A 16,006-nucleotide genomic window follows, 5' to 3' on the forward strand; every position below is an offset into this window, starting at 1 on the left:
TCTGTCCCGCGCGGCCGCCGTGCCCGCGGCCGGCGTGCGGGCGGAGCGCTCAGCCCGGCCCGTCGCGCCCGTTCGCCATCGCCGACCCCCCGATCCGCGGGTTCTCCCCCGCCTCACTCTCAAGGACGCTGCGAGCGGACGATTCGGTTGCATTGGACGAATCCATGACGGAATCTCGATGCAGCGTTCCGGGCACGTGGCGCGTCCTCGGCTGTGACGGCCCACGACGGGAGGCAGGGTGGATTCGCAGATCGATGACGAGTTCCGGCGCTTCGTGGCCGGACGGTCGCTGGCGCTGCTGCGCACCGCGTACGCGCTGTGCGGCGACCGGCACACGGCCGAGGACCTCGTGCAGGGCGCGCTGGCCAAGCTGTACCGCCGCTGGCGCAAGGTCGACGACCCCGAGGGGTACGTCCGCCGGATCCTCTACAACGACCAGATCAGCCGGTGGCGCCGGCGGCTGGTCCTGCACGAGGACCCGGTCGACGTCGTGCCGGAGAACGCGGCGCCCGATCTCGCCGGCGCCGTCGGCGACCGCGTGGACGTCCTGCAGCTGCTGCGACAGCTGCCGCCGCGGCAACGGGCCGTGCTGGTGCTGCGCTACTACGAGGACCTGTCCGAACGCGAGATCGCCGCGGTGCTCGGGTGCTCGACCGGGACGGTCCGCAGCCAGGCGCACCGGGCCCTCGCCCGGCTGCGGGGCCTCGCCCTCGAACCGACCCTGGACGGAGCCTGACCATGAACGTCGATGACCTGCTCAAGACCACCGTCGACGACGCGGTCCGGGACGTGCCGCCCGGCTTCGCCGACGGCGCCATCCGGCGTGGACGTCGTGCCCGGCGCCTGGCCCGTGCCGCCGCCGGCGGTGGCGCGGCGCTCGTGGTGGCGGCCGCCGCGGTGGCCGCCGTCGTCGTGCCGAGCTCCTTGCGCGACAGTGCCGAGCCGCCGGCGGTCGACCGGCCGCCGGCCGAGGAGCCGGCGCCGGGGATGCCGGACGTCGTGCTCGACCTCGGCGCCCTCGGTCGTGGTCCGGAGCCGGCAGTGCCCTGGTACGAGCCGGCCGGCATCCTGCATTTCGGCACGGAGCAGTCACCGCACGTCATCGAGTCCGACTACCCGGCGCTGCGTCGGGTGGACGGTGGCTTCGTGGTGTGGGACGAGCTCAGCCTCGACCAGCCGGAGCGGTCGCTCGTGTTCGTCCCGGGGAGCGGCGGCCACACCGTGGAGATCGCCGGCGGCCCGATCTCGCTCCCGGTGGTCTCGCCCGACGGCACCCGGGTCGCCTGGGCGGTCAGCAACGGAGACCGGGACACCGACACCAGCACCCTGCTCGTCGCCGACGCCACCACGGGTGAGGTGCAGGAGGAACTGCCCGGCGTGCCGGGCCCGAGCACCCGGCCGATGGGCTTCCTCGACGACGACACGATCCTCGTCCAGGCAGGGGCCAACACCGTGTCGGGCCTGCACACCTGGGAGCTGGGCGGAGGGCTCACGCCATACCGGGACGAGACCGCGGTGGACGCGATGTCACCCGCCGGTGACCTGCTCGCCCTGACGGGAGCCGCCGGCGGCATCGACGTGGTCGACGTGGCCTCGGACGCGACGCTGTGGACCCTGCGGGACGGCTACCCACTCGCGTTCTCCCCCGACGGCAGCTACCTCGCCGTGGGTACCGAGCCGGTGAGGAACTGGCTGACCCCCGAGGACCTCGCGACCGCTCGGCCCGGCGACGTCATCGCCAGAGACGAGCACGAGGTCACCGTCACCCAGGACATGCTCGACACCGCGGCGCGCTATCCGGACGGCTGGGACCACCTCGAGCACCTCGTGGTCCTGGACGCCCGCACGGGCGCGGAGCTGCTGCGGGTCGAGGGCGAGCTGCCCGAACTCTCGGTGGTGTGGGAGTCCGGCACCAGCGTGGTGTTCAGCGCCTACCAGGACAGCGCGGAGGCGGCACTGGTCCGGTGCACCGTCCGGGCGAGTTGCGAGCTGGCCACCGAGCCGGCCGTCCTCGACGACGACCCGGATACCTACGACATCCCGTACCGCCTCGGGTTCTAGTCGCGCAGGGCGAGGTACTCGGCCCGGGCGGCGAAGATGCCGCGCATCTCGGCGGTCACGCCGGCCATGAACTCGTCGCGGTAGGTGGAGTCGGTGAGGATGGAGATGGCGTAGTAGAGCCCGGTGAACGCCGCCATCCCGCCGGCCACCCGAAGCAGTGTCTCCGTCAGGTGCACCGGGTGGCCGAACAGGTCGAACGGATAGTCCCACGAGCCGGTCGTGCCCGCCCAGGACTGACCCACCTCCGGAGTCACCGCGAACAGACCGAACGCGACGAAGAACGCGCCGACGCCCAGGCTGACCACGGACACCTGCATGATCTGGCTCACCACCAGCGTCAGCCCGACGTTGATCCGCTGCCGGCGGCTCAGCGGCCGGGAGTCGCCGTTGAGGTCGCCTTCGAGCTGCCGCACCAGCCCGGGCGCCCGGACGGCGAAGAACACCAGCCCCAGCCCGAACAGGAACCCGATGACGACCAGCGCGAACGCCCGCGGCATGGTGCCGAACATCTGCCACATCTCGGCGTTGACGAACAGCACCAGCGAGAAGATCAGCAGCAGCGGCAGCGTCCGGACCAGCCGCCCCAGCGACGCGGCCAACTCGTCGGCCATGCGGCTGAGCGCCCAGACCACCGTCGCGATCAGCCCGTACCCGACCACCAGGTAGACCAGCAGCAGGAACAGCGAGTTGCCGGCGATGATGCCGAAGAACTGCCGCCACTGACCGGAGAAGATCACCGGCAGCAGCGCCGGCACCAGCACGAACGCCACCAGCTCGGGCCGGCCGACCTCGCGCGGCAACTCCAGGAACCGGCGGCCGCGGATGCGGTTGAGCGCCCCGAACGCGGCGACCAGGATGGCCAGCCCGCCGAGGGCCGCGGCCACGTTGAGCAGGATCGGCCACTCCAGCTCGGTCGCGGCGAGCATCTCGCCCAGGAACACCAGCGCGAGCCACGGCGCCGCGCGGGTGAAGATGTCCTCGCTCGCGCTGTAGTCCTCGATGAACAGCGGCAGACCACTGCGCCGGAACCGGCGCTCGTAATCGGCGAGGTCCTCGCGATGAGCCACGTGCCGGACTCTAACCGACCACCGGACACGCACCCGTGTCAGCCGGGACGTCCGACAGCCGATGTCTCCCGCTTCGTCCGGGTACGATCCGGTTCTCGGGCCCACGAGGAGGAGCGGTGAGCGAGCAGCGCTACAAGCGGGACGAGGACCAGGCCGACCGCTACGACCGCCACTGGAACGAACTGCTCCAGGAGTTGCGCATCGCCCAGACCGGTGTGCAGATCCTGTTCGCGTTCCTGCTCACCATCGGTTTCACCACGCCGTTCCGCGAATCCGACGAGTTCACCCACGACCTGTACGCGGTGACGATCGTGCTCTCCGCGATGTCGACCGCGCTGCTGATCGCGCCCGTGTCGTTCCACCGGATCGTGTTCCGGCGGCGGGTTCGCGACAGAATGATCCCGATGGCTTCCAAGATGACCGCGGGCGGTCTGCTCTTCCTCATGCTCGCCGTGTGCGGCGGGCTGCTCCTGGCGCTCGACGTCGTGCTGGATCGCTGGCTGGCGATCACCGTGAGCGCCGCGGCGCTGCTGTGGTTCGTGACGTTCTGGTACATCATCCCCGGCCGGTTGCGCGCGCGGAGCGCGTCTTGACGCTCGTCCATCACCGGCACGACGGCGACGGCTGGGTGGACTGCGCCTGCGGGCAGCGGCACTGGGGCCGGTACGGCGCCGCGGGGCTGCTGCTGGTCGACGACGAGCGCGGAGTGTTGTTGCAGCACCGGGCGCACTGGAGCCACCACGGCGGCACGTGGGGCGCCCCTGGCGGCGCGCGGGCGTCGTCGGAGACGGCGCTGGAGGCGGCGCTGCGCGAGAGCGCCGAGGAGGCCGCCGTCCCGCCCGACGCCGTGCGACCCAGCCACGCCTGGGTCGAGGACCACGGCCCGTGGTCCTACACGACGATCGTCGCGCGCGCGACGCGGCCGGTCGAGGCGCGGCCGGCCGACCCCGAGAGCCTCGACATCACCTGGATCCCGCTCGACGACGTCTCGGCGCTGCCGCTGCTGCCGGCGTTCGGCGCGCTGTGGCCGCGGATCCGCGCCGCCGCGCCGTCCGATCTGGTGCTGGTGGTCGACGCCGCCAACGTGGTGGGCTCGCGGCCGGACGGCTGGTGGCGCGACCGAGTGGGCGCGACGACGCGGCTGCGCGACCAGCTGGGGCTGCTGGCGCCGGTGCCCGCGGCGGCGCTGGAGCTGCCGGCGACGCAGTGGTGGCCGCGCATCACGCTGGTGGCGGAGGGCCGGGCCCGCGGGGTCGGGTCGCTCGACGGCGTCACGGTCATCGACGCGCCCGGCAGCGGCGACGACGCCGTCACCACCGCTGTCGCGTCGGCCGCCGCCGAGCGGCCGCAGGACCACGTCGTCGTCGTGACGGCCGACCGGGAGCTACGCGGCCGCGTCGCCGACGCGGGCGGCCGCAGCATCGGCCCTTCCACCCTGTTCGAGATCGTCCACGGCGGGCGCTGAGCGGCGCAGACACAGATCTGAAGAGATTCTGAAGATCGCGAGTCGTTCCCTGGGTCGAGGCGGCCGATCGGCCGCCTCGACCTCCACAGGAAGGGGAACGACATGTCCCGGCTACGTCCTCACCGACTCACGGCACTCCTCACGGCCATGCTCGGCCTGGCGCTCCTGCACTTCGGCGCCACGCCGGCGACGGCCCAGCCCGACACCGCCGCCTCTCCGCGGGTGGCCGGCTGCGTCGGCACCTCGTTCGCCGGGACCCTCGGCAACGGGAAGGCGATCTGCAACGGCAACTACCTGGTCCGCATGCAGGGCAACGGCGACCTCGTCCTGCGCGTGATCTCCACCGGGCGGGCCTGCTGGACCAGCGGCACGGCGGGCGCCTGGTCGAACGACGCCTCCGCGACCTTCAACAAGAACATCTGGGGCCGGCCCTACGTCGACATCGACAAGGCGTCGCAGGGACGCATCGGGCGCGTCGTCGGCGCGCACACAGCCACGACGTTCGGGACCAACGCCAGCGTCAACAGCCGAGGCGAGTTCTGGATCGGCTATCGGAAGGTCGGTTCCTGCTGAACCCTCCCGCACCGGCGGCCGTCAGGCGGACTTGCGCTTGGCGGCCGCCTTCTTCGCCGTCTTCTTCGCCGGAGCCGGCGCTTCCTCGGCCTCGGCCTTGCCCGCCGCTCGGTTCTGCTTGGCCTCCTCGACGCTGCGGCGCAGCGCCTCCATGAGGTCGACGACCTTGCCCTCGGCCGGCGCGGCCTCCGGCGGCGCGACGACCTCGGCGCCCTCGGCCTTGGCCTCGACCACCTTCAGCAGCGCCTCGCGGTAGTCGTCGTGGTATTCCTCGGGGTCGAAGTCGCCGGAGAGGGTGTCGATGTAGGACTCGGCCATCGCCATCTCCTGCTTGCGGACCTCGATGTCCTCGCCGAGGAAGTCGAACTCGGGCTTGCGGATCTCGTCGGGCCACAGCATGGTCTGCACGATCAGCGTGCCCTCGAACGAGCGCAGCACCGCCAGGCGCTCCTTGTTGCGCAGCGCCACCTTGACGACGCCGACCCGGCCGGAGCGCTCCAGGGAGTCGCGCAGCAGCGCGTACGGCTTGGTGTCGCCGGTGGGCTCGGCGTAGTAGGCGCGGTTCAGCGACGTGGGGTCGATCTGCGAGAACGGCACGAACCCGAGCACCTCGACCGACCGTGAGGACGAGATGGGGAGGTCCTCGAAGTCCTCGTCGGTGAGCACCACCAGCTGGCCGCCGGGCAGTTCGTAGCCCTTGGCGATGTCGGCGTAGGCGACCTCATGCCCGCCGGCCTCGCAGACGCGCTTGTAGCGGACACGCCCCCCGTCGGCGGCGTGCACCTGCCGGAAACTGACGTCCTTCTCCTGCGTGGCCGACACCAGCCGGACCGGGATCGACACCAGCCCGAACGAGATCGAGCCCTTCCAGACCGTCTGCACAGGCATGTTCCACTCCGTCCGCCGGCACCTCATCCATCGTGCCCGTCCAGCCTAGTGTGGCTCCTACCGGCCCCGGCGCGCCTCCTGGGTCCGGTCCGGCCCGCGTGTCACTCTCGGAACATGAGGGCAACACGCAACCTGAACGTCGCGGCGCCCGAACTGCTCATCGGGTCCCTCACGGCCTGGTGCGGTGAATGCGACGCGGAGACCGAATTCGACAAGGTCCCGGGCGGACTGGGCGTGGAATTCGCCTGCCGGGAGTGCTCGGCGGCCGTCTTCAACGGCGACCTGCCGCTCATCGAGTCCATCTTCCAGCCCGTCGCCGTCTGACGACACCGAGCCGGAGGCGGCGGCCGGGCTGCTGCCGCGGTGTGTCCACTGGATGAGATTCCCCGACGATTTCGGGGGCCTTGCCCAGGACTGTGTTCGCTCTGCGAGGCATGCATGCCTGGTGGAGCGGGAGCACGCCTAGCGACGTACGCGATCGTTGATGATCACCGCTGTCCACAGGCACCAACGCCGCGTCACACGCCCCGGGACCACGCCCGTGCACCCCGAGGCGTGCCCAGACTCGCCCCGTCCCCCTGATAGCTGCCCGTTCTCGGCCGCGGTCGTGCGCGGCAGGAGAATCGGGCAGCAGGGGGACGGCCAACGGTCGAACACCGGCGAACGAGAGCACCGCCCCACGAGAGCCCGTGCGACTACGCCGCTGCCGCGGCGTCCACCACCTGGCCGTCGCGGAGCTCGACCGTGCGGTCGGCCTGCGCCATCAGGGCGGGGTCGTGCGTGGCGACGATCGCGGTCGTGCCGCGCCGCCGCACGAGGTCGTGGATGAGCTCCATCACCGAGGCGCCGGTCCTGGTGTCCAGCTGCGCCGTCGGCTCGTCGGCGATCAGCACGCCCGGATCGCCCGCAAGCGCCCGCGCGATGCCGACCCGCTGCTGCTGCCCGCCGGACAGCTCGTACGGCCGCTGTTCGGCGTGGCCGCCCAGCCCCACCAGCGCCAGCAGGTCGGCGACCCGCGCGGCCCGCGCGACCGGGTCCAGTTCCTGCAGCCGCAACGGGATCTCGACGTTCTCGGCGGCGGTGAGGATCGGGATCAGCCCGAACGACTGGAAGACGTAGCCGATCTGGTGCCGCCGCACCGGGACGAGCTCCTTCTCGCTCATCGCCGACACCTCGAGGTCGCCGACGAACACCTGGCCGCTGGTCGGCCGGTCCAGCGCACCGAGCATGTTCAGCAGGGTGGTCTTCCCCGACCCGGACGGCCCCTTCACCACCAGCAGCTCACCGGGGTGTGCTTCGAGGTCGACCGCGCGGACGGCGTGCACCTCACGAGCGCCGCTGCCGAAGACCCGGCCCACGGCGACCGCGCGGACGGCGTGGTTCTCACTCACCGGCGACCCCTTCTCCACGACGTTCCCGTTCGTCCGGCCACACGCCGATGTGGTCCGGTTCCAGCGCCAGCCGGACGCGGTCCTGCAGCTGCAGCTGCCCCACGAAGTCGTCGGGCAGCTGGAGCCTGCCGGCGCGGTCCAGGACGGCGAACTCCTCGGCGATGTGCTGCTCCTGACCGTGCTCGTCGAGCTCGGTGCGCCGCAGGATCTCCGTGGCCGTGCGGCCGTCGCGGATCTGCACCGTCCGCCCGACGTGCCCGGCGACGGCCTGATCGTGCGTCACCACCAGGACCGTCACGCCGAACTCGGTGTTCGCGCGGCGGATCGCCTCGAACACGTCGGCCGACGTCGCCTCATCCAGCTCGCCGGTGGGCTCGTCGGCCAGCAGCACCCGCGGGTCGTTGACCAGCGCGACGGCGATCGCGACACGCTGCTGCTCGCCGCCGGACATCTCGGCGGGGCGGCGGTCGCGGCAGTGCCCCACGCCCATCGCGTCGAGCAGCAGATCGATCCGCGCCGCGCGGCTCTTCGACCGGGCGATGGCGGCCGGGACGGCGAGGTTCTCGGCGGCCGTGAGGTACGGCAGCAGATTGCGCGACGCCTGCTGCCAGACGAAACCGACGGTGTGCCGCTGGTACCGGACCCGCTCACGGCCCTTCATCGTCAGCATGTCGTGCCCGGCGACCTTCGCGACCCCGGCGGTCGGCGTGTCCAGCCCGGACAGGATGTTCAGCAGCGTGGACTTGCCCGACCCGGACGCCCCGACGACCGCGACCACCTCGCCCGCGTCGATGCGCAGGTTGAGGCCCTGCAACGCCTGCACCTCGACACCCTCGGCGGTGTAGATGCGCACGACGTCCTCGCACACGATGTCGCGCCGGTCGGTCCGGTCGTCCTGCAGGAGTTCTGTCACGTCTCGTCACCAATCCGTAGCACGCCGGACGGGGCCAGTCGCCGTCCCGTCAGCACCGACACCACCACCGCCGCTCCGACCACCAGCACGAAGCCCAGCGTCACGAGGCCGAGCAGCCCGAACGGCAGGTGCACCGCCGGTTGCTCTCCGCCGCCGGTCAGCGACCGGAGGTCGACGCCGGAGAGCACCGCCCACGGCAGCGCCACACCCAGCACCAGCCCGGTCACCAGCGACACCGCCGCCACGGGCGCGGCTTCCCAGACCACCAGGCCCTCGCCCTGCCGGCCGGACAGTCCCAGCGTGCGCAGTTGCGAGAGCAGCCGGCCGCGGGACGGGGCGCCCACCACCATGGTGAGGACGACCGCGGCCGCGCACAACACCCCGGTGAGCGCGATGGCGCCGACGATGGCCCGGGCCGTGCCGTCGGTCACCGGGCCGCGCAGGTCCTCGATCGCCGACGCGGGCGTCGTCACCGTCCGCTCCCCCAGCTCCGCGCCGACGGCGGAAGCACTGCCGCCGGAACCGAGGTCGACCAGCGTGATCCGTGGCGGGATGATCGGCAGGCCGGCGTCCTCGAGCACGCCGCGGTCGACCAGCATCCACTGGCTGCCCGTCGTCAGCCCGGCGATCGGACCGGAGGTTCCGGCGACGACGGCGTCCAGCCGCTCGCTCAGCGACAGCGTGCCCGTGACGTCGTCGTCGACGACCCCGTCGGCGACCAGCAGCGGGATCGCGCCGTCCGGCCCCGGTGTGGTCAGACCGGACGGCAACGGGTCCAGCGCGGTCCCGGCGGCACGCAGCGCGTTGAGGGCGTCGACGTCGACGACGTAGAGCGGGATGCGGTTGTCGATGGGACCGACCTTGAACAACGTCGGCCCGGTCGTCACGACGGGCACGACGGCGTCGACACCCGGCAGGTCCGCGACGGCGGCGAGCTCGTCCTCGGACAGCGGCGGGCCGGCCACCCGGACATCCGCGCCGACCTGCTGCCATGCGGTCTGCTCGATGCCCCGCTCGGTGGTGGACCAGACGACGATCGAGAACGCGGCGATCGACATGCCGACGACCAACGCGAGCATCGGGACGAACCCGGCGACGGGGTCGCGGACGGCCCGCGCGGTCCCGAGGTAGGCGACGGTGCCCCGGCGGCCGCCGAGCACCCGGCCCAGCGTCGCCATCGGCCGCGGGTACAGCCGCATGACCAGCACACTGACGGCCAACGCGAGCAGCAGCGGCGTGGCGGCGGTGAGCGGGTCGACGCCCGCGCCGCCGGCATCCAGCCCCCGGGCGTTGAGCGCCAGGCAGGCGGCGGCCGCCGCGCCGACGGCCAGCCCCTCGACCAGCTTGCGGGCCCGCGACGGGCGACCCAGCCCGAGGTCGCGGCGGACGGCGCGCAGCCCCTTCGGGCGCGCGGCCAGCGGCAGCAGCACGGCCGGCGCCAGCCCGACGATCAGCGGCAGCACCATCCCGGCGGCCCCGCCGACGCCGTCGACGAACCAGGCGACGAGCACCGTGGCCAGCGCGGCGGCCGGCAGCCCGAGCAGCACGCCCTCCGTCACCATCAGCAGCCGCAGTTGCAGCGGCGACGCACCCCGGGCGCCGATCAGCGCCAGCGCGGAACGCCGTCGCTCGACCATCAGGCGTGCGGCCAGCGCCAGCACCGCCAGCGCGACGCCGAACGGGCCGGCCGCCACGATCGCCATGACCGCCTGGGAACTCTCGTGCCGCTCGGCCACCCGGTCCAGGACGTCGACCGAGCCGGTGGTGAGGATCGGGGCGAACGGATTGCCGTACTGGCCCGTCCCGGCGCCGACCGGCGGCGCGGCGGCGATGAACCGGCTCAGCGCGTCGCGCAGCGGCACGGTGAAGTCCGCCCGAGCCGACGAGACGTCCACCGGGTACCAGAGCCGGGTCTCGATCGGGGACCCGAGCACGGGTGCGAGCGCCGCCCAGGACTCCGGGTCGACATACCCGGCGACGGTCAGCACCCGGCCGAGGTCCCAGTCGTCGAAGACCTCGGGCGCCAGCGCGGCGCGGTGGTGCGCCCACGCCGGCGCGTCGGCATCCAGCGGCTCGTACACGCCGGACAGCCGATACGCGATCCGCAGCATGCTGACCGGCTCGAACGCCGGCGTGACGGTGCCGATCGTCCAGCCGACGTCCTCGGCCGAGGACCGCTCCACCATGACGTCGACGACCAGCGGCTCGCCGGGCGTGACCGGTCCGGTGACCGGTGCCGGCGGCTCGCCCTCGACCACGCGGACGGTCTCGGCCCAGTACGGGTCGGCGGTCGGCAGGAGGTTCGTGACGCTGTCGAACGCCCGCACCTCGACCCGCCAGATCGGCGAGGTGACGACGAACCGGCCCGGCCCGGTGGCCGCGCGAACGGGCTCCGGAGCGCCGTCGCGGACCGCGGCGATCGATCGGTCGAGCGGCCCCCAGAGGTCACCGTCGTCGCCCATGGGCGGCGGCACCGCGGCCACCGACGTCACGTCACGCAGCACCGGCCGCGTGCCGGCCATCTCCGAGCGCAGGTCGTCGGTGAGCACCTGCTCGGTCAGCCGCGGCAGCGCCGCGGCCACGAACGCCAGGACGAACACGACGCCGACGACGACCAGCGCCGCGGCGCGGTCGGCGAGGAACTGCCGGCGGAACAACCGCCCGGTCCCCAGACCCCGGCTCATCGCCGCTCCTCCCCTGGGACGGCCAGCGCAGCGTCACGGCCCGCGCGCGAGGCGTGCAGCAGCGCCACCGCCGCGACCACCGCGCCCAGCACGATCCCGAACAGCGCCAGCGCGCCCAGGCTCGTCCCGCCGACCGGATCCAGCGTCTGCGGCACGCCGGACGTGGCCGCCCTGGCCAGCACGGCCACGGTCAGGGCCGCGACGACGAGCCCGCCCACCCCGCCCGCCACCATCGCCAGGAGTCCCATCCCGGCCTGCTCGATGCGCCGCGACCTGGCCTGCTCCGACGGCGCCACTCCGACGACCCGCAGAACGGCCAGCTCGCCGCGCCGCTGCCGCTGCAACGTCGTCGCCGAGGCGATGGCGCCGATCGCCGTCAGCACGATCGCGGCCCCGGCCACCGACCAGAACGCCGGCACGACGTGCCGGGCGAGGCCGTGGTCCAGCAGCCCGGACCGGACCGTCTCGCGGTCGGTCAGCTGGGCCGCGGCGGCCAGCCCGGCGTCGCCGACCGCCGCCGCCAGCCCGGCGGCGTCACCGCCGCCGGCGCTCATCCACACCTCGGTGATGCGCTGCGGACGAGAGGCGACGCGCAGCAGTCCCTCGGTGAGGCTCGGCAGGTCGGCGACAAACGCGACCGGCTCGGCCACACCGGGCACCACCGGCACCGACGCCGCCACCAGACCGTCGATCTTGGAGCCGACGACGTGCATGCTGACCGGGTCGCCGACCTGCAGGCCGAAGCGATCCAGCGCCGCCTGCGACGCGACGACGGGAATCGGCTCGCCCGGGTCACCCTCCGGCATCAGCCGGACGGTCGCGCCGGGAACGGCCAGGAACGAGGCCGACACCGCGGAGACGGCGCCAGGGGCGATGTCCGGTCCGACGAGACGACTGGCGCGCGGCTGTGGTCCCCACGGCCCGACGTCCCCGAGCGGCACGTCGGTGGTCGCGCCGGATCCGTCGACCGCCCGCAGCGCCGTCACGGCCGGCTCGGCCGGGCCGGAGTGCGAGACGGCGAGGTCGGCGGCGACGACGGTCTCGAACCCGGCGGGCAGCTCCGCGACGCCGTCCTGGACGACGGCCTGGGCCAACACACCGTCGGCGTCGGCGACCAGCAGGGTCAGCGCGGAGACATCGCTGACGTCCACCTCCAGCCGCTCGGTGCCGGCCGGCAGCTCGAAGCCGGTGAGCCGCGGCCGTTCCGGCGCGACCTGGTCGGCGACCCGCCCCGCGGGGAACACGTCGTCGCGGCCCTCGACCACGTCGCGCAGCCCGTAGGCCGGCATCGCCAGCAGCGCGGTGCTCTCGTCGCCGATGCGGGCGCCGGTGGACAGCACGCCGACGGCCTCGCCGGCGCCGTCGACCCGCTGGAACGGCTCGGCGGACTCGGCCGGCCGGGTCGGCGTGAGTGGCCCGGCGCGGTCGAAGGTCACCCGCACGTCGGCGCCGGAGCGCACGTCGGCCAGATCCTCCTGCAGACCGGTCCACGTGGCGGAGTACGACGCCGCGAGCACGCCGGCGCCCGACGTCACCACCACCAGCACGACCACCGACGCGTAGACCGGCAGCCGGCGGGTCACCTGCCAGGCCGGCAGCAGCAGCCCCAGCCGGCGGCGGCCGGACAACGCCCGCTCGGCCAGCGCCAGCGGGAACGGGACGGCGAGCAGCGCGAGCGCCGCGCAGGCCAGCAGCGCCAGCGCCGGACCGGGTGTGGCCAGAAGATCAGCACTGCTGCTCTCGGACGCCCCGTCGCCCGCGCCGTAGCGGCGCAGCTGCCAGATCGCGACGGCGGCGGCGATCAGCGCGACCGCGGCGAAGGTCCAGCCGATCGCCCCGGTGGCGCGGCGGCTGGTGAACGCGACGGTGTCCTGGACGCGGCGGCGGGCGGTCGCGGCGGCGCCGGCCACCAGCAGCACGAGCGTGCCGACGGCGACGCCGGCAGCGCACCAGGAGGCGATCGCGGTGTCGACGGCCGGTCCGCCGCCGGCACGCAGCGCGGCCACCGTCGCGGCCGCGCCGAGCGCCGCGGCCGGCACGACCACGGCCACCGACTCCAGCACCGACCACCACACCAGTTGACCGGCGGACATCCCGCGCGAGCGCAGCAGCGTCGTCTCGACCTCGCGGACCACGCCGAGCAACCGGGCCACCTGGGCGCCGGTGACGATCGCGACGGCCACCAGGACGACCAGAGGCACGGCCGAGACGCTGGTGCCGCGGGCGACGTCGTCGTCCAGGGCGGCCGCGGTGGCGGCGAGGTCGCCGCTGGCCGCGACGCCGCGGACGCTCACCCGCTCGTCGTCCTCGAGCGCGCCGATCAGACGCGGCAGCGTATCGGCCAGGGCGGCGACCTGCCCCGGCGTGATGGCGTCGGCCTGCGGCGTGATGCGCCACCGCACCCGCGGCGTCGCCTCGACGGAGGTCAGCGCGTCCTCGGTGACCACGAACGGCCCGTAGGCGGACCCGTCGACGCCGGCCACCTCTATCGGCTCGCCGAACCAGAACGGGTCGGCGGGGTCGGCGGGCAGCCAGGTGCCGGTGACCAGGACCCGGGTCTCGCCGACGGTGATCTCGTCGCCCGCGGCCAGGCCGAGCGCCTCGGCGGCGGTGGCGTGCAGGGCCGCCTCGGTGCCCGCGCCATCGGCCGGCCAGGCGCCGGCGACCAGCTCCGCGTGCTCCTCGAGGCCCTCGTAGACGGTCAGGACGCCGCGGGCGTCCTCGTCGCTGCCGGGCACGGCGAGGGTCTCCTCGCCGCCGGCCAGGCTGCGGTACACGTCCAGCGGCGCGCCGCCGGACCGCGCGGCGACGACCTCGCGGACCGCGTCGTCCTGGCCGGTCGCGTCGGGGCCGAGCCGGGTGACGGCCTGCACGGCCGCCTCCGCCGGGGGCGCGTCGCGCAGCGCCTCACGGACGCCGTCCTGGCTGGCCACGACCAGATAGCCGACCAGCCCGGTGGTCACCGCCGCCACCACGAACACCCAGGCGGCCACCGTCGCCACGACGGCGGCATGGGCCCGCGCGCGCTTGACCCGCATCAGCCGTGCTCACCGGCCTGGCAACCGTTTCCCCCACGCATGATCGGCACAGACTACCCGGGACGACGCAGGGCATAACAGGCCACCGCGGTCGCTGCGGCCACATTGAGACTATCCACGCCGGCCTCCATCGGGATGCGCACCCGACGCTCCGCCGCCGCCATCCAGCGCGCGGACAGCCCGTGCCCCTCGCCGCCGACCAGCAGGGCCGTCCGCTCCGCCGGCACGACCTCGGCGAGGTCGACGGCGTCGTCGGCCGGCGTGAGCGCCAGCGTCTCGAACCCGGCCGCTGCCAGCGCCGCGGGAGCGTCGTACCACTCCTGCACCCGCGTGTACGGGACGGAGAACACCGTGCCCATCGAGACCTTGACGGCGCGCCGGTAGAGCGGGTCGGCGCAGCGCGGCCCGAGCAGGACGGCGTCCCAGCCCAGCGCCGCCGCGCAGCGGAAGATCGCGCCGACGTTGGTGTGGTCGACCAGGTCCTCCAGCACGACCACCCGCCCGGCCCGCTCCAGCACGGACTCCAGCGGCGGCAGTGGCCGGCGGTGCAGCGACGCCAGCGCGCCGCGGTGCACGTGGAAGCCGGTGACGCCCTCGATGACCGGCTCCGGCGCGACGTAGACGGGGACGTCCCCGGCCGCGGCGAGCACGTCGGACAGCCCCTCGACCCAGCGTGGCGCCATGAGGAACGAGCGCGGCCGGTAGCCCGCGGCCAGCGCGCGGCGCACCACCTTCTCACCCTCGGCCAGGAACAGCCCGTGCTCGGCCTCCAGCGACGTGCGCAGTTGGACGTCGCGCAGCGAGACGTAGTCGGCCAGCCGGGGGTCGTCGACACCGGCGATCTCGACCAGCCGCGGCCCCGCGTCGCCCGTCACCGCAGCACCAGCACGACGACGGCGACCGAGCCGACCACGACGATGACCACGCGCAGCACCAGCGGCGACAGCCGCCGGCCCACGCGCGCACCGACCAGCCCGCCGGCCGCGGAGCCGAGCGCGATCAGCCCGGCCACCGCCCAGTCGACGTCGGCGACCACCATGAACACCAGCCCGGCGACCAGGTTCACCAGCCCGGCCTGCACGTTCTTCACGGCGTTCAGCCGCTGCAGCGAGTCGGACAGCGCCAGGCCGAGGACGGCGAGCAGCAGCACGCCCTGCGCGGCGCCGAAGTAGCCGCCGTACACCGCGGTCAGCAGCACCAGCAGCCACACCACCGGACCGCCGTGCTCACGCCCGGCCGGCCGCTCCTTCAGCCGCCCGGAGATCCACGGCTGCGCCGCCACCAGCACACAGGCGAGGACGATCAGGATCGGCACGATGGCCTCGAACGCGCCGGGCGGCAGCGCCAGCAGCAGCACCGCGCCGCCGGCGCCACCGATGATCGCGGCCAGCCCGAACCGGAGCACCCGGTCGCGCTGGCCGCGCAGTTCCTCGCGATAGCCCCAGGCCCCCATGACGGAGCCCGGGACCAGCCCGACGGTGTTGGACACGTTGGCCACCACAGGCGGGTAGCCCAGCGCCAGCAGCGTCGGGAACGTGATCATCGTCCCGGAGCCGACGACGACGTTGATCGCACCGGCGGCGAACCCGGCCGAGACGATCGCGACGACGTCGAGCAGGCTCACCCTGCCGGAGGCGCGGGCGGAGCGGGCGGCGTCGGCGGGGTCGTGGGCGGCTCGTCACCGGGGTCGGTGGTCAGGTCGCGCCCCAGCGCAGGGCCGTCGTCGGCCGGGCCGCGCTCGTCGTCGCCGGACGCGCCGTCGGACGCGGAGTCCTCGTCGTGCTCGCTGACGTCGACCTCGGCCGGCGGCAGCGGCTTGGTCGGGTCGGACGCGACCTCGGCCGCCTGCAGCGCCAGCCGGACCTCCTCGGCCGCGGCGGCAGCGGCCGCCTCGCCCTCGGCGGCGGCCGCCCGCGCGGCGGCCTC

The 16,006-nt window shown here is 74.0% G+C and carries 14 protein-coding genes; 6 read left to right on the plus strand and 8 right to left on the minus strand.

Annotated elements, in window-relative coordinates:
* The first annotated feature begins 238 nt into the window (after nucleotides 1-238).
* Complete coding sequence (locus DZA62_RS21970) at nucleotides 239-736, plus strand: SigE family RNA polymerase sigma factor (protein WP_116951074.1); 498 nt, start codon at nucleotides 239-241, stop codon at nucleotides 734-736.
* 2 nt (nucleotides 737-738) lie between these two features.
* Complete coding sequence (locus DZA62_RS21975; RefSeq protein WP_116951075.1) at nucleotides 739-2,061, plus strand: WD40 repeat domain-containing protein; 1,323 nt, start codon at nucleotides 739-741, stop codon at nucleotides 2,059-2,061.
* On the opposite strand, the gene DZA62_RS21980 is transcribed toward DZA62_RS21975, so the two are convergent.
* On the minus strand, nucleotides 2,058-3,128 hold the full coding sequence (locus DZA62_RS21980; protein ID WP_116951076.1) for a hypothetical protein: 1,071 nt from the start codon (nucleotides 3,126-3,128) through the stop codon (nucleotides 2,058-2,060). The genes DZA62_RS21975 and DZA62_RS21980 overlap by 4 nt on opposite strands.
* A 116-nt stretch (nucleotides 3,129-3,244) precedes the next feature.
* Between DZA62_RS21980 and DZA62_RS21985 the strand changes: the two genes are divergently transcribed.
* The 3 genes from DZA62_RS21985 to DZA62_RS21995 all read left to right on the plus strand — a co-directional run bounded on the left by DZA62_RS21985 (nucleotide 3,245) and on the right by DZA62_RS21995 (nucleotide 5,166).
* Nucleotides 3,245-3,721 carry a DUF6328 family protein gene (locus DZA62_RS21985; protein WP_116951077.1) on the plus strand — a complete coding sequence of 159 codons (477 nt, stop codon included), beginning with the start codon at nucleotides 3,245-3,247 and terminating at the stop codon, nucleotides 3,719-3,721.
* Complete coding sequence (locus tag DZA62_RS21990) at nucleotides 3,718-4,593, plus strand: NUDIX hydrolase (protein WP_116951078.1); 876 nt, start codon at nucleotides 3,718-3,720, stop codon at nucleotides 4,591-4,593. Before DZA62_RS21985 ends, DZA62_RS21990 begins: the two co-directional genes overlap by 4 nt.
* Before the next feature lie 102 nt (nucleotides 4,594-4,695).
* On the plus strand, nucleotides 4,696-5,166 hold the full coding sequence (locus tag DZA62_RS21995) for a hypothetical protein (RefSeq protein WP_157987828.1): 471 nt from the start codon (nucleotides 4,696-4,698) through the stop codon (nucleotides 5,164-5,166).
* Between the two features lie 21 nt (nucleotides 5,167-5,187).
* Here DZA62_RS21995 and ku read toward each other — a convergent pair whose 3' ends face one another.
* A complete protein-coding gene (ku, locus tag DZA62_RS22000; RefSeq protein WP_232827561.1) occupies nucleotides 5,188-6,054 on the minus strand; it encodes a non-homologous end joining protein Ku in 867 nt (288 codons plus the stop codon).
* A gap of 114 nt (nucleotides 6,055-6,168) precedes the next feature.
* Here ku and DZA62_RS22005 point away from each other — a divergent pair, with 114 nt between their 5' ends.
* On the plus strand, nucleotides 6,169-6,378 hold the full coding sequence (locus DZA62_RS22005) for a hypothetical protein (protein ID WP_116951081.1): 210 nt from the start codon (nucleotides 6,169-6,171) through the stop codon (nucleotides 6,376-6,378).
* A gap of 371 nt (nucleotides 6,379-6,749) precedes the next feature.
* Here DZA62_RS22005 and DZA62_RS22010 read toward each other — a convergent pair whose 3' ends face one another.
* Genes DZA62_RS22010 through DZA62_RS22035 form a run of 6 tightly spaced genes read right to left on the minus strand, consistent with a single transcriptional unit; the run spans nucleotide 6,750 to nucleotide 15,704 of the window.
* Complete coding sequence (locus DZA62_RS22010; RefSeq protein WP_116951142.1) at nucleotides 6,750-7,445, minus strand: ABC transporter ATP-binding protein; 696 nt, start codon at nucleotides 7,443-7,445, stop codon at nucleotides 6,750-6,752.
* Nucleotides 7,438-8,358, minus strand: coding sequence for an ABC transporter ATP-binding protein (locus DZA62_RS22015; RefSeq protein ID WP_116951082.1), 921 nt, complete (start codon nucleotides 8,356-8,358; stop codon nucleotides 7,438-7,440). The genes DZA62_RS22010 and DZA62_RS22015 overlap by 8 nt, the downstream gene beginning before the upstream one ends.
* Nucleotides 8,355-11,042 (minus strand): ABC transporter permease, encoded by a 2,688-nt coding sequence (locus tag DZA62_RS22020; RefSeq protein WP_157987829.1) that lies wholly within the window; start codon nucleotides 11,040-11,042, stop codon nucleotides 8,355-8,357. Before DZA62_RS22020 ends, DZA62_RS22015 begins: the two co-directional genes overlap by 4 nt.
* Complete coding sequence (locus DZA62_RS22025) at nucleotides 11,039-14,080, minus strand: hypothetical protein (RefSeq protein ID WP_116951084.1); 3,042 nt, start codon at nucleotides 14,078-14,080, stop codon at nucleotides 11,039-11,041. Before DZA62_RS22025 ends, DZA62_RS22020 begins: the two co-directional genes overlap by 4 nt.
* A 53-nt stretch (nucleotides 14,081-14,133) precedes the next feature.
* Nucleotides 14,134-14,955: a TrmH family RNA methyltransferase gene (locus DZA62_RS22030; protein WP_198664048.1), complete on the minus strand. Its 822-nt coding sequence runs from the start codon at nucleotides 14,953-14,955 to the stop codon at nucleotides 14,134-14,136.
* Nucleotides 14,952-15,704 (minus strand): sulfite exporter TauE/SafE family protein, encoded by a 753-nt coding sequence (locus DZA62_RS22035; protein ID WP_116951085.1) that lies wholly within the window; start codon nucleotides 15,702-15,704, stop codon nucleotides 14,952-14,954. The genes DZA62_RS22030 and DZA62_RS22035 overlap by 4 nt, the downstream gene beginning before the upstream one ends.
* Nucleotides 15,705-16,006: the final 302 nt, after the last annotated feature.

This window comes from Jiangella endophytica, from assembly GCF_003427025.1.
GTDB classification, from domain to species: domain Bacteria; phylum Actinomycetota; class Actinomycetes; order Jiangellales; family Jiangellaceae; genus Jiangella; species Jiangella endophytica.